Here is a 15,653-nt window from a genome sequence, read left to right as displayed (position 1 = left end):
GTGGTTCGACCGTCCCGTGACCGGCCCGCACCCGCGGGCCGTCTCGCGCGGGCGGCTGCAGGTGGGTCCTGACGAAGGGGAGAACGCGCCATGTCGAGCACCGTCACCGTCACACCGACGAAGGGGGCACGGGGCATCGGCCTCGTGTCGATCATCGCGGGCATCATCCTTCTCCTCGCGGGCATCGGCACATGGATCGTCGTGTCGAACCAGCTGTCCGCCGAGGAGATCACCGTCTCCGACGACGCGTCGTTCCTCGCGGGGCGCCACGTCAACGGGCCGCTCACCGCGTACGCGCAGGCCGAGGTCATCAACAAGCACGCGCTCGAGGCGAGCGACGGCAAGACCTACGCCGAGCTCGACCAGGACGACCCGACGCGCCAGACCGTCATGACCGCCTCGTTCCTGCGCGCGTCGCTGTTCACGTCCGTCGTCGCGTTCGGGGTGTGCGCGCTCGTCATCGGGCTGGGCATCCTGTTCATCCTCGTCGGCATCGCGCTGCGCCGGCTCGCGGGCGGGCCGAGCGTCGCCGTCGAGACCCCGGGCGGCTACTCGTCGTCGGGCGACCTGTCGGACGCCGGTCGGCACGCCGCGCCCGCGCACGCCACGCCGGGACACGTCGAGCCGTCGCCGACGGCGCCTCCCGTGCGTCCCGAGCCGACCACCCCGGGCCGCCCCTCCGCGCTCTCGACACCCGGCGCCGAGGCCCGCGCGGCCGCTCCCGGCACGACCGCGACGCCCGTCGAGCCGACCGGTGCCGCCGGGACGGGCACGCCGAGCGCTCCGGGCTCCTCGCCCGCGGCGTCGCCCGACACCCCCACGACGACGACCGGGCCGACCACGCCCGAGCACCGGGCCGACGGCCCGACGCGGCGGGGCGACGAGCCGACCCCCTGACCGTCCCGGCAGCCCGTCCGGGCGCCGAGGACCCGCTCCCACCGGGTCGCACCGGGGAGAGCGTGCGGGGCGGCGTCGCTCGGGCACACCGAGGGCCGTGGCACGACGTGCCACGGCCCTCGGCGTACCCGGAGGTCCCGGTGCGGCTCAGCCCCGGCGGCGTCGTGCCCCGGAGACGACCGACCCGACGACGAGCGTGACCCCCGCCGCGGCGAGCACGACGATCGTCGCGAGCCCCAGGTCGACCCGGGCACCGAGCGCGGCCGCGAGCACCACGACGGCGAAGGCGACGATGACGAAGCCCCACACGATCGTCGCGACGCGCGGGCCGCGGCGCGGGAGCGGGCCGGGGTCCGCGACCCCGCCCGCGCCGGGCCCTCCGCCCGCGCCGGGCGCCCCGCCCGTGGGCGACGGGGCGGCGCCCGACGTCGTCGGGGCCGCGCCGTAGAGCGGCGCACCGACGGACGGCGCACCGACGGACGGCGCCCCGACGGGTGGTGCCCCGGACGGCGGGGCACCCACGGGCGGCGCGTCGGCGGACGGTCCGTCGACCGACAGCGGGTCGGCCGGCGGCATGGCGGGCAGCGGCGTCGTGGCCCCGGTGTCGGTGGACGGTGCCGCGGCCGGGAGCGGGGTCGTCGCGCGGGCGTCAGCCGCGGGCGTCACGGCGGGGAGCGGGGTCGTCGCGCGGGCGTCAGCCGCGGGCGTCACGGCGGGGAGCGGGACCGTCGCGTCCGTCCCGGACGCCTCCCGGCGTTCCTGCTGCTGAGCCGGCTCGGGGCCCTGCGCGGGGGCGGGGTCGAACAGCTCGTCCCCGAGCGGCCGCGTGTCGTCGTCGCGGCGGTTCTCGTCGTTCATCAGTCCTCCTCGATCGTGACCTGACCGGCGCCGACCTCGACCTGCAGCACGAGCAGCGGGTCGTCGCCCGCCTGGACCTCGTCGTTGTCGAACGTCACCGGCTGCGTGCTGACCCCGCCGATCTCCTGACGGTCGCCGTCCACGTGCCAGCGCGCGTTGCCCGCGAGCACCTGGACCTCGGCGCGGACGGGGACGCCGTCCGGCACGACGACCGTCGCGTCGCCCGCGCCGAGCCGGACGGGGACCTCGACGGGCGAGCCGGCGGTCGCGTCGGACAGGTCCAGGTCGGACAGGTCGATGCGCGGGTCGCCGAACGACACGCCGAACCCCTGCTCGGCGACCTCGGGGTCGGTGATGCGGTGCGTGCCGTCGGTGACGGTCCGCACGGAGTCGTCGACGAACACGGTGAACGGGGTCGTGCGCCACGCCGAGGCGGGGAGCGCGATGACGAGCAGGACCACCGCGAGCCAGCCGAGGCCGCCGCTCGTCCGGCCCCGGAGCCCGCTGACCACGATCGCGAGGCCCGCGAGGATCCCGCTGAGGCCCGCCCAGGTCAGGAACACCGGCCAGGGCAGCGCGCCCTGGCGGTCGAGCACGAGGAGCAGCGCCCCCAGGAGGAGGCTCAGCCCGACGACGACGCCGGTCGTCGTCGCCCCCGGGCCGCGCGGGCGCGGGGGCTTCGGCGGGCGCGGGGCCCGCGCGGCCTGCGGAGGGAGCGGCGGCTGCGGTGCGCCGCCCTGCGGGGACGGGGCGTACGGCGCGTGCGGGGGGAGGGGCGCGGTCACGCCGGGCGCGGGGGCGGCGTACGGGCTCGCCTCCGCCGACCAGACCGCGTCGTCCTGCGTTCCCGTCGGCGCACCGCCCACGGGCGACCCGCCGGGGGTGCCGGACGTCGTCGGGCCGCCCGGGTACGTCGGGCCGGGGCTGCCCCACGGGGCGTCCGAGGGTGCGCCGCCCGCGGGGGCGCCGGGGGTCGCCGTCGGGCCGTGGCCCGGGGCGTACGGGCCCTGCGCCGGACCGGCACCCGGGCCGTGACCCGGACCCCCCAGGCCGTGGCCCGGACCGCCCGGCCACGGCGGAGCCTGCGGAGGCGTGCCCTGGCCACCGCGGGGACCGCGCTGCGTGAGCGCCGAGACCGCGACGACCGCCACGGTGACGAAGGCCGCGACCCAGAACAGGCCGGTCAGCCAGCCCAGGTGGAGCGCGTCCCACCACGACCACCAGCCGCCGCCCCACGAGAACCCGACCACGACGAACGCCGCGGCGCCGAGCAGCGCGACGTCGACGTTGCCGCGGAACGCCTCCTGGAGGTGGATGCGGCCGTCGCGACGCTCGGGCAGCAGCGCCCACGCCGCGCCGTACAGGACGAGCCCGGCGCCGGAGAGGAAGAACGTCACGAACAGCAGGCCGCGCACGACCAGCGGGTCGATCCCGAACCGCTCCGCCACGCCGGACGCGACGCCGCCGATCCAGCGGTCGTCCGAGCGGTAGATGCCGACACGGCGCACCGCGTCGAAGAAGCCGTCGGCGCCGCTCGGACGCCGGGGCGGCTCGCCCGGCGCCGCGCCCGGTGCACCCGGGGACTGGCCGGCGGGGCCGGTCCAGCCCGGTCCGCCGCCGTGGTCGGGGTCGCTCGGCCCCGGGGGGACGGTGCCCGGCTGCGCGCCGGGTGTCTCGGTGTCGCCGCCGGAGCTCCCGGGCTGGGCGCCGGGTCCGGGGAGGTCGGGAGTGCTCATGACCACCATGCTGGTGCGCGGGGCGCGCCGCCGGTATCGGGTGCCACCCTGACCCGACCCTGAACCGTCCGGGGCCCGACCCTGGTTTCCCCGCCCGGGGGCGCTCGAGGCGTCCGCGCCGTGTGACGATCGGGGGGTGACGACAGCAGCCCGGCCCGGCGCCCGACCGCGCGACCTGCCGCTGCGCCGCCCCGAGCGCGGCCGGTGGGTGGGTGGCGTGTGCGCGGGCCTCGCGGCGCACCTCGGCGTCGGCGTCGGGGTCGTGCGCCTCGTCATGGCGCTCCTCGCGCTCGCGGGCGGCGCGGGCGTCGCGCTGTACGTGTTCTGGTGGCTCACCGTCCCGTCCGGCGACCCGCTGGCCGCGCGCGACGAGCAGCGCCCCGCCTCGCTGTCCCGGCTCGCGCCGCGCCTCCAGGGGAGCGTGCGGCGCCTGCCCGTGCGCGACGTCGCGATCGGCGTCGTCCTCCTGGGCGGCGCCGCGCTGCTCGTGGCGCTGCGCACGGGCGTCGACGTCGAGGTCTCCTGGGTCATCCCCGTGCTCATCGCGCTCGCGGGCGCGGCGCTCGCGTGGAGCCAGCTCGACGCCGTCGAGCGGGGCCGGCTGCTCACGCGGGCGGGCGGGCGCACGCCCGCCGGGGTCGTGCGCATCGCGGGCGGCGTCGTGCTCGTCCTCGTCGGCATCGTGCTGCTCGTGGGACAGGACGCGCGGCCCACCCAGGTCGTGCGCGCCGCGGTGGCCGCGGTCGCGGTGCTCGCGGGCGTCGCGATCGTCCTCGCCCCGTGGTGGCTGCGGCTCGTGCGCGAGCTCGGCGACGAGCGCGCCGCCCGGGCGCGCGAGGCCGAGCGGGCCGACATCGCCGCGCACCTGCACGACTCCGTGCTCCAGACGCTCGCCCTCATCCGCGCCCGGTCCTCCGACGCCGACACCGTCGCGCGCCTCGCGCGCGCCCAGGAGCGCGAGCTGCGCGAGTGGCTCTACGACGACCGCCCCTCGCCGGGGACGTCGCTCGCCGCCGAGCTGCGCGCGCTCGTGGCGGAGGTCGAGGACGGGCGCGTGGGCCGCCGCGCCGAGCCGATCGGCGCGGCGCCCGGTGCGCCCGAGCCGGGGCCGGTCGTCGTGGACGTCGTCGTGGTGGGGGACTGCACCCCGACGCAGGAGACGGCGGCGCTCCTCCAGGCGACCCGCGAGGCGCTCGTCAACGCCGTCGCGCACGGCGGGCCGCCGTACTCCGTCTACCTCGAGGTGAGCGACGCGGCGGTCGAGGTGTTCGTCCGCGACCGGGGCGAGGGCTTCGACATGGACGACGTCGCCCCCGACCGGTTCGGGGTGCGCGAGTCGATCCTCGGGCGCGTGCAGCGCCGCGGGGGCAAGGCCGAGATCATCAGCCGGCCGGGGTGGGGCACCGAGGTACGGTTGCGCGTGCCGCGGGCCGTGTCGACGGACGTGCCGACGGACCCCGGCCCGGCGCGGACCGCACCGAGCGAGGAGACCCCGTGACGACCATCCCCAGCGCGGCGCCCGACGGCGCACCCGCCACCGGGCCGGTGCCCGTGGTGCTCGTCGACGACCACCACATGTTCCGGGCCGGTGTGCGCGCGAGCCTCGACCCGGCGCTCGTCACGGTCGTGGGCGAGGCGGACGACGTGGGGTCGGCGGTCGCGCGCGTGCACGAGCTGCGGCCCCCGGTCGTGCTGCTCGACGTGCACCTGCCCGGCGGGAACGGCGGCGGGGGCGCGGAGGTCATCCAGCGCTGCGCCGACGTGCTGGGCGACGTGCGGTTCCTCGCGCTGTCCGTGTCCGACGCCGCGGAGGACGTCGTCGCGGTCATCCGCGCCGGCGCGCGCGGGTACGTGACGAAGGCGATCTCGGGGCCGGACCTGTCGGCCGCCGTCGGGCAGGTCGCGGGCGGCGACGCGGTGTTCTCGCCGCGGCTCGCGGGCTTCGTGCTCGACGCGTTCGGCACGGGCGCGGGCGACGTCGCCGTGCACGACGACGAGCTCGACCGGCTCTCCGCGCGCGAGCAGGAGGTCATGCGCCTCATCGCGCGCGGGTACACGTACCGCGAGGTCGCGTCGGAGCTGTTCATCTCCATCAAGACCGTCGAGACCCACGTCTCCGCGGTCCTGCGCAAGCTCCAGCTGTCGTCCCGCCACGAGCTCACCCGCTGGGCGGCCCAGCGCCGCCTCCTCTGAGCCCCGCCCACCGCTGAGTGCGGGAAACAGTCGCGCGGAACGGATCCGAGGGCGACTGTTTCATGCACTCAGCGCGGGGCGGGCGGAGTGCGGGGCGGCCAGGCGGGGGAGAGGGTGACCACGTCGCCGACGACGGTCACGGCCGGGGGCCGCACTCCGGCCTCGCGGGCCCGCTCGGCGATGGTCGCGAGCGTCCCGACCGTCGTCCGCTGGCGCGGGCCGTAGCCGTCCTCGACCACCGCGACCGGCGTGTCGGGCGAGCGGCCCTGCGCGACGAGCGCCTCGGCGGTCTCCGCGAGGCGCGAGACACCCATGAGCAGGACGACGGTGTGATCGCGCGCCGCGGGGACCTTCCCGACGTCCTCGTGCCCCGTGAGCACGGTGAACCCGCGCGACAGGCCCCGGTGCGTCACCGGGATGCCCGCGGCGGCGGGCACGGAGACGGCGCTCGTCACGCCGGGCACGACCTCCACCGGGACGCCGTGGGCGCGGCACGCGTCGAGCTCCTCGCCACCCCGTCCGAACACGTACGGGTCGCCGCCCTTGAGCCGGACGACCCGCTTCCCCACGAGCGCGTGGTGCACGAGGATCCGGTTGATCTCGTCCTGCGGCACGGGGTGGTTGCCCGACGTCTTGCCGACGTCCACCACCACGACGTCGTCGCCGAGCTCGGCGAGCAGCGCGCGCGGCGCGAGCCGGTCGACCACGACGACGTCGGCCTCCGCGAGCACCCGGCGCCCGCGCACGGAGATCAGGCCCGCGTCGCCCGGCCCCCCGCCGACGAGGGCGACGGAGCCCACGGGCCGCACGAGCGGCGCCGTGACGGGTCCCGCCCCGGTGGCCTCGTGCCCGGCGTCGCCAGACCCCGCGGCGACGGCGCGGGCCGGCCGCACCGCCCGCAGCGGCAGCTCGCCCGTCTTGAGGAGCACCGCGACGGCGTCGCGCACGCGCTGGGCGCGCCGTGGGTCCCGGCCGGCGTTGATGGCCACCGTGACCTCGGCCTCCCCGGCTCCGGAGGCGCCCGGCGCGAGCGTGCGCGCGACGGCCGGGACCCACGCGGTCGCGCGCTCGGCGTCGCCCGCGGTGACGCAGAAGACGCGGTCCGCCTCGGCGTCGGCCGCGACCTCGGCGTCGACGCGGGCGTCGCCCGTCGCGGTCTGGACGAGCCACGCGCCGTCGAGGTCGCCCGTGAGGTAGTCGCGCCGCACCCAGGAGAGCCGGGCGTCCCGCGCCGGGACGGCCGCCGGGGCGTGCGCCGCGTGACCGGCGGCCCCTGGGCCGTGCGCCGTGAGGAGCTCGGCGAGGTCCTCGCACACGTACGGCGCGACGACGGCCACGATCGCGCCCGCGTCGAGGAGGCCCCGCGTGCGGCGTGCGGCGACGGGGCCGCCGCCGACGACGACGACGCGGCGGCCGTCGAGACGCAGGCCGAGGGGGTACGTCTCGTGGATGGGTGCGGTCACGGTGCCAGCCTAGGTGTCGTCTAGATCGCGTAGGAGCCGGGGCGTTCCGCCGGGCGGCGGGCGGCGGCGAGCGCGTCGCCGACCATGCCGGCGGCGAGCGTGCCGCCGTCCTGCGCGTCGACGAGCAGGAACGCGCCAGTGCGGCGCGCCACGACGTACTCCTCCGCCGCGACGGGCGACGCGAGCCGCAGCGTCACGCGGCCGATGTCGTTGAGCTCCAGGCGCTCGGCGGGCTCGAGCTCGGCCGTGTCCAGGTCGAGGCGCCCGACGACGTCGCGCACCACGGCCTGCACGGTGCGGGTCGTGTGCTTGAGCAGCACGCGCGCGCCGGGCAGGAGCGGACGGTCGCCCAGCCACGCGACCGTGCCCTCGACGTCCTGCGTGACGTCGGGGGCCTCGGCCGCGGACGCGAGGAGGTCGCCGCGCGCGACGTCCACGTCGTCGGCGAGGCGGATCGTCACCGACTGCGGGGCGAACGCCTCGGTGAGCTCCGTGCCGCTCGCGAGGGAGTCGGCGGTGTCGATCCCGACGACCGTCGTGCGGCGCCCGGAGGGCAGCACTACGACCTCGTCGCCGACCGTCACGACGCCCGACGCGACCTGCCCCGCGTACCCGCGGTAGTCGCGGTAGCGCTCGTCCGCCGCGGCCTGCGGGCGGATGACGACCTGGACCGGGAAGCGGAACGCCTCGGCCTCCGGGTCGTCGCCCGTCGGGAGCTCCTCGAGCAGCTCGAGCAGGCTCGGGCCGTCGTACCAGGGCGTGCGCGCGCTCGCCCGGTCCACGACGTTGTCGCCGACGAGCGCCGAGACGGGGATCGTGTGCACGTCGCCGACGCCGAGCGACGTCGCCGCCGCCCGGATGTCCGCGGCGAGCTCCGCGTAGCGCGCCTCGCTGTAGTCGACGAGGTCGATCTTGTTCACCGCGACGACGACGTGCGGCACGCGCAGCAGGCTCGCGACCGCGAGGTGGCGGCGCGTCTGCTCCAGCAGGCCCTTGCGCGCGTCGATGAGCAGCACGACGACGTCCGCCGTCGACGCCCCGGTCACGGTGTTGCGCGTGTACTGCACGTGCCCGGGGCAGTCGGCGAGGATGAACGACCGGCGCGCGGTCGCGAAGTACCGGTACGCGACGTCGATCGTGATGCCCTGCTCGCGCTCGGCGCGCAGGCCGTCGGTGAGCAGCGCGAGGTCGGCGGTCTCCAGCCCGCGGTCGCGCGAGACGCGCTCGACCGCGTCGAGCTGGTCGGCGAGCACGGACTTCGAGTCGAACAGCAGGCGGCCCACGAGCGTGGACTTGCCGTCGTCGACGGAGCCCGCCGTCGCGAGGCGCAGCAGCGTGCCGCGGCGCGCGTCGTCGAGCGGGGGCGCCGCGTCGGCGGTGACGGTGCCGGTGGTGGTCTGGGTGCCCATCAGAAGTACCCCTCCTTCTTGCGGTCCTCCATGGCGGCCTCGGAGAGGCGGTCGTCGGCGCGGGTCGCGCCGCGCTCGGTGATGCGCGTCGCGGCGACCTCGGCGATGACGTCGTCGACGCCCGCTGCGTCCGAGCGCACGGCGCCGGTGCACGACATGTCGCCGACCGTCCGGTAGCGCACGGTCTCCGTCCGCAGCGACGCGGTCTCGGCGTCCGTGCGGGGCGCGGAGTACGGCCCGACGGCGAGGAGCATCCCGTCGCGGTCGAACACCTCGCGCTCGTGCGCGTAGTAGAGCCCGGGGAGCTCGATGCGCTCGCGCGCGATGTAGCGCCACACGTCGAGCTCGGTCCAGTTCGACAGCGGGAACACGCGGACGTGCTCGCCCGGGCGGTGCCGCCCGTTGTAGAGGTTCCACAGCTCCGGGCGCTGGTTGCGCGGGTCCCACTGGCCGAACTCGTCGCGCAGGGAGAACACGCGCTCCTTGGCGCGCGCCTTCTCCTCGTCGCGACGACCCCCGCCGAACACGGCGTCGAACCGGTGCCCCGAGATGGCGTCGAGGAGCGGCTGCGTCTGGAGCGGGTTGCGCGTGCCGTCGGCGCGCTCGCGCAGCCGGCCGTCGTCGATGTAGTCCTGCACGCGGGCCACCTCGAGCCGCAGGCCGAGGCGCTCGGCCGTGGCGTCGCGGTAGGCCAGGACCTCGGGGAAGTTGTGCCCGGTGTCGACGTGCAGCACGGGGAACGGCACCGGGCCGGGCGCGAACGCCTTGACCGCGAGGTGCAGCATCACCACGGAGTCCTTGCCGCCGCTGAACAGCAGGACCGGTCGCTCGAACTCGGCGACGACCTCCCGCACGATGTGGATGCCCTCGCTCTCGAGCGCGTCGAGCTGGGCGAGGCGGCGCCCGCCGGGAAGCGCCGCGGCGGGGGTCGTGCCCGCGGCGGCGGAGGCGCCGGGGGAGCCCGGCGCGTCGGTCGTCAGGTCGATGGTCGTCATGCCCGTCCTCATACGTGGAGTCCGCACTCTGTCTTGTCGAGCCCCGCCCAGCGGCCGGCCCTCGGGTCCTCGCCCGGCGCGACGCGCCGGGTGCACGGCTGGCAGCCGATCGACGGGTAGCCGTCGTGGAGCAGGGGGTTGAGCACCACCTGGTGCCGCGCCGCGTACGCGAGCAGGTCGTCGAAGGACCACGCCGCGAGCGGGTTGATCTTCACGAGCCCGTTCTTCTCGTCGAACGTGACGAGCGGCGTGCCGGTCCGCGTCGGCGCCTCGTCGCGGCGCACGCCCGTGACCCACACCTCGTAGCCCGCGAGCGTGCGGTGCAGCGGCTCGACCTTGCGCAGCTGGCAGCACAGCGCCGGGTCGCGACCGAACAGGTCCTTGCCGTGCGCCGCGTCCTGCTGGGCGACCGTGAGCTCGGGCCTGACGTCGACGATCGTCACGTCCAGCTGCTGCTCGACGGCGTCGCGCGTCCCGACGGTCTCGGCGAAGTGGTAGCCCGTGTCGAGGAAGAGCACGTCGACCCAGGGGATCTGCGCCGCGACGACGTGGGGGAGCACCGCGTCGGCCATGGAGCACGCGACCGCGACGGACGTCCCGAACTCGCGCGCCGCCCAGGCGACGACCTCGTCGGCGGTCGCCTCCGGGCGCGTGGCGCCCTCGACGCCGGGCGTGCCCACGCCGTGCAGCAGCTCGGCGCCGCGCCGCGCGATCTCGCGCAGCTCGTCGGTCGAGCGCTTCTCCCGGCCCTGCGCGGCCTGCCGCGCACGCTCCGCGTGGTGCGCGGCCTTCGCGCTCTCGCGCTGCTCCGTCCGGGCCCGCGCTGCGGCGCGCAGCGCCGCGAGCGGGTCGGTGCCCGCAGGAGCACCGGGCACTCCGGTCAGGTCCGCGGTCATCGGAGCGCCTCCTCGTCCGCGCGGTGCGCCCACTCGGCGAACGTCTCGGACCCGTCCTTGTCGCTCTCGTAGCGCCGGACGACGCGCTCGACGTAGTCCGTGAGGTCGTCCGCGGTCACCTTGAGCCCGCGGACGGTCCGGCCCATGCCCGCGACCTCGCGGTCGTCGGAGGCCAGCCCGCCGCCCAGGTGGACCTGGAAGCCGGGGACCTGCTGGCCGTCGTCGTCCATGACGAGCTGGCCCTTGAGGCCGATGTCCGCCGTCTGGATGCGCGCGCACGAGTTGGGGCAGCCGTTGACGTGCAGGGAGAGCGGCTTCATCTGGGACAGGTCCCCGAGCCGCTGCTCGAGCTCGTCGATCGTCGCGGTCGCGGTGTCCTTCGTGTCGACGATCGCGAGCTTGCAGTACTCGATGCCGGTGCACGCGATCGTGCTGCGCCGGAACGGGCTCGGCCGGGCGTCGAGGCCGTTCTCCTTGAGCGTCGACACGACGTGCTCGACGTGCTCGTCCGGCACGTCGAGGACGAGGAGCTTCTGGTGCGGGGTGAGGCGCACGCGGTGCGACCCGACCGACTCCGCGAGGTCGGCGACGTTCGCGAGGATCGTGCCGGACACGCGCCCGACGTACGGTGCGGCCCCGACGTAGTTGAGCCCGTCCTTCTGCTTGTGCACGCCCACGTGGTCGCCGGGGACGGACGGCTTGGGCGCCGGGGGGCCGTCGGGCAGCGCGTACCCGAGGTACTCGGTCTCGAGCACCTCCCGGAACTTCTCCGGCCCCCAGTCGGCGAGCAGGAACTTCAGCCGGGCCTTGTTGCGCAGCCGGCGGTAGCCGTAGTCGCGGAAGATCTGCACGACGCCGTGCCACACGTCGGGCACCCGCTCCTCGGTGACGAACGCCCCCAGGCGCTCCCCGAGACGCGGGTTCGCGGACAGCCCGCCGCCGACCCACAGGTCGAACCCGACGCCCAGCTCGGGGTGGCGGTGCGCGACGAACGCGACGTCGTTGATCTCGTGGACGACGTCCTGGCTCGGGTGGCCGGTGAGCGCCGTCTTGAACTTGCGGGGCAGGTTCGCGAGCTCGGGGACGCCGATGTACTTCTCGGTGATCCCCGCGACGGCCGGGCCGATGTCGATGAGCTCGTCGGCGGCGATGCCCGCGACCGGGCTGCCGAGCACGACGCGCGGGACGTCGCCGCACGCCTCGGTCGTCTGCAGCCCGACGGACTCCAGGCGGCGCCAGATCTCGGGGACGTCCTCGACCTCGACCCAGTGGAGCTGGATGTTCTGGCGGTCGGTGATGTCCGCGCTGTCGCGGGCGAACTCCGTCGAGATGCCCGCGACGACGCGGAGCTGCTCGGTCGTGAGCGCCCCGCCGTCGATGCGGACCCGGAGCATGAAGTACCGGTCCTCGAGCTCGTGCGGCTCGAGCGTGGCGGTCCGGCCGCCGTCGATCCCGGGCTTGCGCTGCGTGTACAGGCCCCACCAGCGGAAGCGTCCGTGCAGGTCGTCGCCGGGGATGGAGTCGAAGCCGTCGCGCGCGTAGATCGTCTCGATGCGCTCGCGGACGGACAGACCGCCGTCCTCCTGCTTCCACTTCTCGTTCGCGTTGAGCGGCTCGGTGCCGTCGACCTTCCACTGCCCGTTCGGTCGAGCGGCGCGCGCGGGGCGGTCTCCCGGCGTCCGGGCTGGGCGCTCGGCGGTCCGTGGCGGACGGGCGGGAGGAGCGCTGCCGTCCGTGGCCTCGGGCGCAGTCGGTGCCTGCGTCATCGGGGTTCCTCGTGTCCTCGTTGGGGGGCGGGGACGCGCGACGGCGAGCGCTCAGCGAGGATGCTGCGAGTGGCTGAGGACCGACGGCGCGCGCCGGTTCTCAGGGGTTCTCGGGAAGAGAGGCGAGCGATGGCTCGCGCTGAGTCGGGCGCGGTTCAGCGACAACAGCTCAGACACGTGTGCGCGCACGCCGGCGTCCCGTGACCGGAGGTCACGAGGAGGGTGCGGGCAGCCGTGGTCATGCCGAGAACAGTAGCCGCGGTCCGGACGCGTGGACAGCCCCGGTCCGCATGGTGGGAAACCGGAAATAGTAGACCGTTTCGGTCTGCTTTGTCGAGCGCCGTAGATCACCGGGCGTATCTCACCTTGTGCAAAGTTTCACGACACTGTCGTCAGCAAATACCATGGGGTCATGGAGTTCCTCTACAACGTCTTCGTCGCGCTGCACTTCATCGGGTGGGCCATCGTGCTCGGTGGCTACCTCGCGTCCCTGCGCTCGCCGGGCCTGTACAAGGGCGTCTTCCACGGGGCGCTCACCGCGCTCGTCGCGGGGATCGCCATGGTCGGGATCGGTGAGGCCTCGGTCTGGGGCGACGGTGGCCCGGACATGGCCAAGATCGGCGTCAAGCTGGTCGTCGCCCTCGTCATCGCCGTCCTCGCGTTCGTCGCCAAGCGCCAGGGGGCCAAGTCCTCCGACGGCGCCGTGGCGCCGGGCCTCAAGCACGCCATCGGCGGCCTGACCCTCGTCAACATCCTCGTCGCCGTGTTCTGGAACTGACCGCACCACCGGCACCCGGCCCGTCGACGCTCCGCGTCGGCGGGCCGTCGTCGTCTCGGGAAGCGTTGACCTGGATCTAGGTGCATGGTCTACTAGTCGCATGGTCCTTCGATACCTCGTGCTCGGGCTCCTCACGGTCCGGCCCATGACCGGCTACGACCTCAAGCGCGCGTTCGACACCTCCGTGCACCACTTCTGGGCCGCGGACCGCTCGCAGCTCTACCGCACGCTCGCGGCCCTCGTCGACGCGGGCCTCGCGGAGGTGGAGGTCGTGCCGCAGGAGAGCTACCCCGACCGCAAGGTCCACACGATCACCGCCGCGGGCCGCGCGGCGCTCCGCGACTGGCTCGCCGCACCGCTCGAGCCGGAGGACGCGCGCGAGCCCTTCCTCGGGCGGCTGTTCTTCGCCGACCAGCTCGACGACGCGGGCGTCGCGGAGCTCCTCGCGTCCCGCCGCGCGCAGGCGGAGGAAGCGGTCGCGGCGCTCACCGCCGAGCAGGAGCGCGTCGCCGCCGTCCTCGCCGGCGGCGGCCCCGACGCCGACCGCGTCCGCAGCACCCGCGGGCTCGCCCTGCGTCTCGCCACGCTCCGCCACGGCCTCGCGCACGCCCGGACCGAGCTCGCCTGGCTCGACGAGACCGAGCGGGAGGTGCTCCCGTGACCACGCCGGACGCCGTCGGGCGCCACCCCGCGACGCCGCCCGACGGGTCCGGGGCGGACGAGGTCTCCGTCGTCCTGCTGCACGGCGGCAACGTCGCGTCGTGGATGTGGGAGCCGCAGGTCGAGCACCTCGCCGACCTCGACGTCCGGACGCCGGACCTGCCCGGCTTCGGGTCCCGGGCGGCCGAGGACGTCGTGTCGCTGGACGCCACCGCCGACGACGTGGCCGCCCTCGTCGCGGCTCTGCCCGCGGGCCGGGCCGTGCACCTCGTCGGGCTGTCGTACGGCGGGATCGTCGCCCTCCGTGCCGCGGCGCGGCACCCCGGGCTCGTGCGCTCCGTCCTCGCGTCCGGCGCTGCGGTCGACGGCGTGCCGGGTCTCGCCGGGGCCGTCGGGCGCGCCCAGCTCCGGGTGTGGGACCGGCGCTGGTACTGGGAAGCGCAGGCCCGCGCCTTCCGCCTCCCCGCCGACGCGCGCGACGTCTTCGTCCGGACCGGCCTCGCGATCCGCCGCGACAACATGGCCCGCACCCTGCGTGACGTCTACGGCGGCTGCTGGCCGACCGGCCTCGAGGCGTCGGGTACGCGCGTCCTCGCCGTCGCGGGCTCGCGCGACCTGCGCGCCGCGCGCTCCGCGCTCGGGACGATCGCCCGCCGGGTGCCGGACGCCGTCGTCCGCCTGGTGCCCGGCATGCACCACCAGTGGAGCGCGGAGGACCCCGACCTGTTCAGCGCGATGATCCGCTCGTGGGTGGTCGACGGCGTCGCGCACCCCCGGCTGGTCCCGCCCGCGGGGCGTGCGTAGCGCGCCGGACGTGCGAGGGTTTCCCCCGTGAGCGTCGGTGGTGAGGTCCTCGTCGGGCTGGCGATCCTGGTCGGGCTGATCGGGATCGTCGTGCAGATCCTGCCCGGGAACGTGCTCGTGCTCGGGGCGATCCTCGTGTGGGCGATCGTCACGGGCGGCACGGCCGCCTGGGTCGTCTTCGCGGTCGCGGCCGTGCTCGTCGTCGCCGCCGAGGTGTCGCAGTACGTCCTCGCGGGTCGGCACATGCGCCGGGCGGACGTCCCGTGGTCGACCCTCGTGTGGGGCGGGATCGCGGGTGTCGTCGGGTTCTTCGTCATCCCGGTGGTCGGGCTCTTCATCGGGTTCGTGCTCGCCGTGTTCCTCGCCGAGCTCGTGCGCCGCCGCGACCGGCGCGCCGCCTGGCGCGCGACGGTCGCCGCGATGCAGGCGACCGGCATCACGATCCTCGTCCAGCTCCTCGGCGGGCTGCTCGCCGCCGCGACGTGGGGCATCGGGCTCACGTTCACCTGACGCTCCGTCGGCCGCGCCTGTCGCGGCGAGCACGTGCACGAGCGCGGGTCCTCCCGACTCGCGGGGAGGGCGCTGCAGGTGACGGATAGGGTGAGCGCCGGTGGGGTGTCCACCGACGGAGCACGACAGGCGGCGAGGCGTCCGATGGAGAAGGCTCGCGTTTCGATGGCGGACACAATGCGCCACGTCGGTGCAGCGTCTGCGCCCAGCCCTCTCTTCACGTTCGTGCGGTGGGCAACCGCCTTCGTGCTGGCAGCAGTCTTCGCGGTGACCTTCGCGGTGCTCGACGGGCCGTGGTTCGTCGCGGGACTCGTCTTCGCCGGAATCCCTGGCGGGCTGCGCGCGTCCGCCTACCTCGTCCGCAGGGGGCGCGGTCCGGGTCTGCCGAGGCTGGGTCTCGGACGCTCGGTCGCGCTCCTGGGGGCGAGCTGCGCGCTCGTGTGCGTGTCAGCGGGTTTCCTCGGTGCCTGGGCCGCCCTGGCCTTCGGAGTGGTCACCTGGTTCGCGGAGTTCGTCGTCGCCCGAGAGTTCGTCCTGAGCGAAGGGGCGCAGGAGAGGCCTGACGACGGTGGTCTCGCCCGCTGACCGAGGGTGGGCGAACGCCGCCGGCCGGGTGTCTCCGCACCACGGTCCGTGACGTGGCGGCCCTGACTCTCCGGGGCACAGGCCTCACTTCTCGGGAGACAGG

15 protein-coding genes are annotated in these 15,653 nt (G+C 75.7%); 8 read left to right on the top strand and 7 right to left on the bottom strand.

Translation table 11 applies throughout. From position 1 onward, the window contains the following. Nucleotides 1–90: 90 nt before the first annotated feature. Nucleotides 91–897 carry a hypothetical protein gene (locus E1O70_RS20665; RefSeq protein WP_306303330.1) on the top strand — a complete coding sequence of 269 codons (807 nt, stop codon included), beginning with the start codon at nucleotides 91–93 and terminating at the stop codon, nucleotides 895–897. A gap of 147 nt (nucleotides 898–1,044) precedes the next feature. Here E1O70_RS20665 and E1O70_RS09955 read toward each other — a convergent pair whose 3' ends face one another. Both E1O70_RS09955 and E1O70_RS09950 read right to left on the bottom strand, forming a co-directional pair. Continuing rightward, nucleotides 1,045–1,755 carry a hypothetical protein gene (locus tag E1O70_RS09955; protein WP_134724196.1) on the bottom strand — a complete coding sequence of 237 codons (711 nt, stop codon included), beginning with the start codon at nucleotides 1,753–1,755 and terminating at the stop codon, nucleotides 1,045–1,047. Continuing rightward, nucleotides 1,755–3,491: a PspC domain-containing protein gene (locus E1O70_RS09950; protein WP_128957545.1), complete on the bottom strand. Its 1,737-nt coding sequence runs from the start codon at nucleotides 3,489–3,491 to the stop codon at nucleotides 1,755–1,757. Before E1O70_RS09950 ends, E1O70_RS09955 begins: the two co-directional genes overlap by 1 nt. 136 nt (nucleotides 3,492–3,627) lie before the next feature. Between E1O70_RS09950 and E1O70_RS09945 the strand changes: the two genes are divergently transcribed. Next, the gene (locus tag E1O70_RS09945; protein ID WP_061266871.1) at nucleotides 3,628–4,989 is read left to right on the top strand and encodes an ATP-binding protein; all 1,362 of its coding nucleotides are present in this window, start codon (nucleotides 3,628–3,630) and stop codon (nucleotides 4,987–4,989) included. Next, complete coding sequence (locus E1O70_RS09940; RefSeq protein ID WP_082774231.1) at nucleotides 4,986–5,684, top strand: LuxR C-terminal-related transcriptional regulator; 699 nt, start codon at nucleotides 4,986–4,988, stop codon at nucleotides 5,682–5,684. The genes E1O70_RS09945 and E1O70_RS09940 overlap by 4 nt, the downstream gene beginning before the upstream one ends. A gap of 68 nt (nucleotides 5,685–5,752) precedes the next feature. Here the strand turns inward: E1O70_RS09940 and cobA are convergent, their stop codons facing one another. From cobA to E1O70_RS09915, 5 genes are read right to left on the bottom strand one after another with little or no spacing between them, the layout of a single operon-like run. After that, on the bottom strand, nucleotides 5,753–7,147 hold the full coding sequence (gene cobA / locus E1O70_RS09935; RefSeq protein ID WP_082774232.1) for a uroporphyrinogen-III C-methyltransferase: 1,395 nt from the start codon (nucleotides 7,145–7,147) through the stop codon (nucleotides 5,753–5,755). 20 nt (nucleotides 7,148–7,167) lie between these two features. Continuing rightward, a complete protein-coding gene (locus E1O70_RS09930; RefSeq protein ID WP_082774233.1) occupies nucleotides 7,168–8,556 on the bottom strand; it encodes a sulfate adenylyltransferase subunit 1 in 1,389 nt (462 codons plus the stop codon). Then, complete coding sequence (gene cysD / locus E1O70_RS09925) at nucleotides 8,556–9,551, bottom strand: sulfate adenylyltransferase subunit CysD (RefSeq protein WP_043655371.1); 996 nt, start codon at nucleotides 9,549–9,551, stop codon at nucleotides 8,556–8,558. The genes E1O70_RS09930 and cysD overlap by 1 nt, the downstream gene beginning before the upstream one ends. Nucleotides 9,552–9,559: 8 nt before the next feature. Then, nucleotides 9,560–10,447, bottom strand: coding sequence for a phosphoadenylyl-sulfate reductase (locus E1O70_RS09920; protein WP_051028205.1), 888 nt, complete (start codon nucleotides 10,445–10,447; stop codon nucleotides 9,560–9,562). Continuing rightward, nucleotides 10,444–12,213, bottom strand: coding sequence for a nitrite/sulfite reductase (locus tag E1O70_RS09915; RefSeq protein WP_061266872.1), 1,770 nt, complete (start codon nucleotides 12,211–12,213; stop codon nucleotides 10,444–10,446). Before E1O70_RS09915 ends, E1O70_RS09920 begins: the two co-directional genes overlap by 4 nt. A 412-nt stretch (nucleotides 12,214–12,625) precedes the next feature. Here E1O70_RS09915 and E1O70_RS09910 point away from each other — a divergent pair, with 412 nt between their 5' ends. The 5 genes from E1O70_RS09910 to E1O70_RS09890 all read left to right on the top strand — a co-directional run bounded on the left by E1O70_RS09910 (nucleotide 12,626) and on the right by E1O70_RS09890 (nucleotide 15,550). Further along, entirely contained in the window at nucleotides 12,626–12,991 is a 366-nt protein-coding gene (locus tag E1O70_RS09910; protein WP_021482514.1) for a hypothetical protein, read from the top strand. A 100-nt stretch (nucleotides 12,992–13,091) separates the two neighbouring features. Next, nucleotides 13,092–13,652: a PadR family transcriptional regulator gene (locus tag E1O70_RS09905; RefSeq protein ID WP_061266873.1), complete on the top strand. Its 561-nt coding sequence runs from the start codon at nucleotides 13,092–13,094 to the stop codon at nucleotides 13,650–13,652. After that, a complete protein-coding gene (locus E1O70_RS09900; RefSeq protein ID WP_061266874.1) occupies nucleotides 13,649–14,455 on the top strand; it encodes an alpha/beta fold hydrolase in 807 nt (268 codons plus the stop codon). The genes E1O70_RS09905 and E1O70_RS09900 overlap by 4 nt, the downstream gene beginning before the upstream one ends. A 27-nt stretch (nucleotides 14,456–14,482) precedes the next feature. After that, on the top strand, nucleotides 14,483–14,965 hold the full coding sequence (locus E1O70_RS09895) for a DUF456 domain-containing protein (RefSeq protein ID WP_034653344.1): 483 nt from the start codon (nucleotides 14,483–14,485) through the stop codon (nucleotides 14,963–14,965). A 144-nt stretch (nucleotides 14,966–15,109) separates the two neighbouring features. After that, nucleotides 15,110–15,550, top strand: coding sequence for a hypothetical protein (locus E1O70_RS09890; protein ID WP_061266875.1), 441 nt, complete (start codon nucleotides 15,110–15,112; stop codon nucleotides 15,548–15,550). Nucleotides 15,551–15,653: the final 103 nt, after the last annotated feature.

It is taken from the genome of Cellulosimicrobium funkei, from assembly GCF_004519295.1.
Taxonomy (GTDB): Bacteria; Actinomycetota; Actinomycetes; order Actinomycetales; family Cellulomonadaceae; genus Cellulosimicrobium; species Cellulosimicrobium funkei.
The sequence above is the reverse complement of the archived record's forward strand: the minus strand, read 5'-3'. Positions and strand labels throughout refer to the sequence as shown.

Coding starts and splice junctions, on each gene's coding strand:
- E1O70_RS20665 (WP_306303330.1), top strand. CDS start 91: ATGTCGAGCACCGTCACCGTCACACCGACGAAGGGGGCACGGGGCATC.
- E1O70_RS09955 (WP_134724196.1), bottom strand. CDS start 1,755: ATGAACGACGAGAACCGCCGCGACGACGACACGCGGCCGCTCGGGGAC.
- E1O70_RS09950 (WP_128957545.1), bottom strand. CDS start 3,491: ATGAGCACTCCCGACCTCCCCGGACCCGGCGCCCAGCCCGGGAGCTCC.
- E1O70_RS09930 (WP_082774233.1), bottom strand. CDS start 8,556: ATGGGCACCCAGACCACCACCGGCACCGTCACCGCCGACGCGGCGCCC.
- cysD (WP_043655371.1), bottom strand. CDS start 9,551: ATGACGACCATCGACCTGACGACCGACGCGCCGGGCTCCCCCGGCGCC.
- E1O70_RS09920 (WP_051028205.1), bottom strand. CDS start 10,447: ATGACCGCGGACCTGACCGGAGTGCCCGGTGCTCCTGCGGGCACCGAC.
- E1O70_RS09915 (WP_061266872.1), bottom strand. CDS start 12,213: ATGACGCAGGCACCGACTGCGCCCGAGGCCACGGACGGCAGCGCTCCT.
- E1O70_RS09910 (WP_021482514.1), top strand. CDS start 12,626: ATGGAGTTCCTCTACAACGTCTTCGTCGCGCTGCACTTCATCGGGTGG.
- E1O70_RS09905 (WP_061266873.1), top strand. CDS start 13,092: ATGGTCCTTCGATACCTCGTGCTCGGGCTCCTCACGGTCCGGCCCATG.
- E1O70_RS09890 (WP_061266875.1), top strand. CDS start 15,110: ATGGAGAAGGCTCGCGTTTCGATGGCGGACACAATGCGCCACGTCGGT.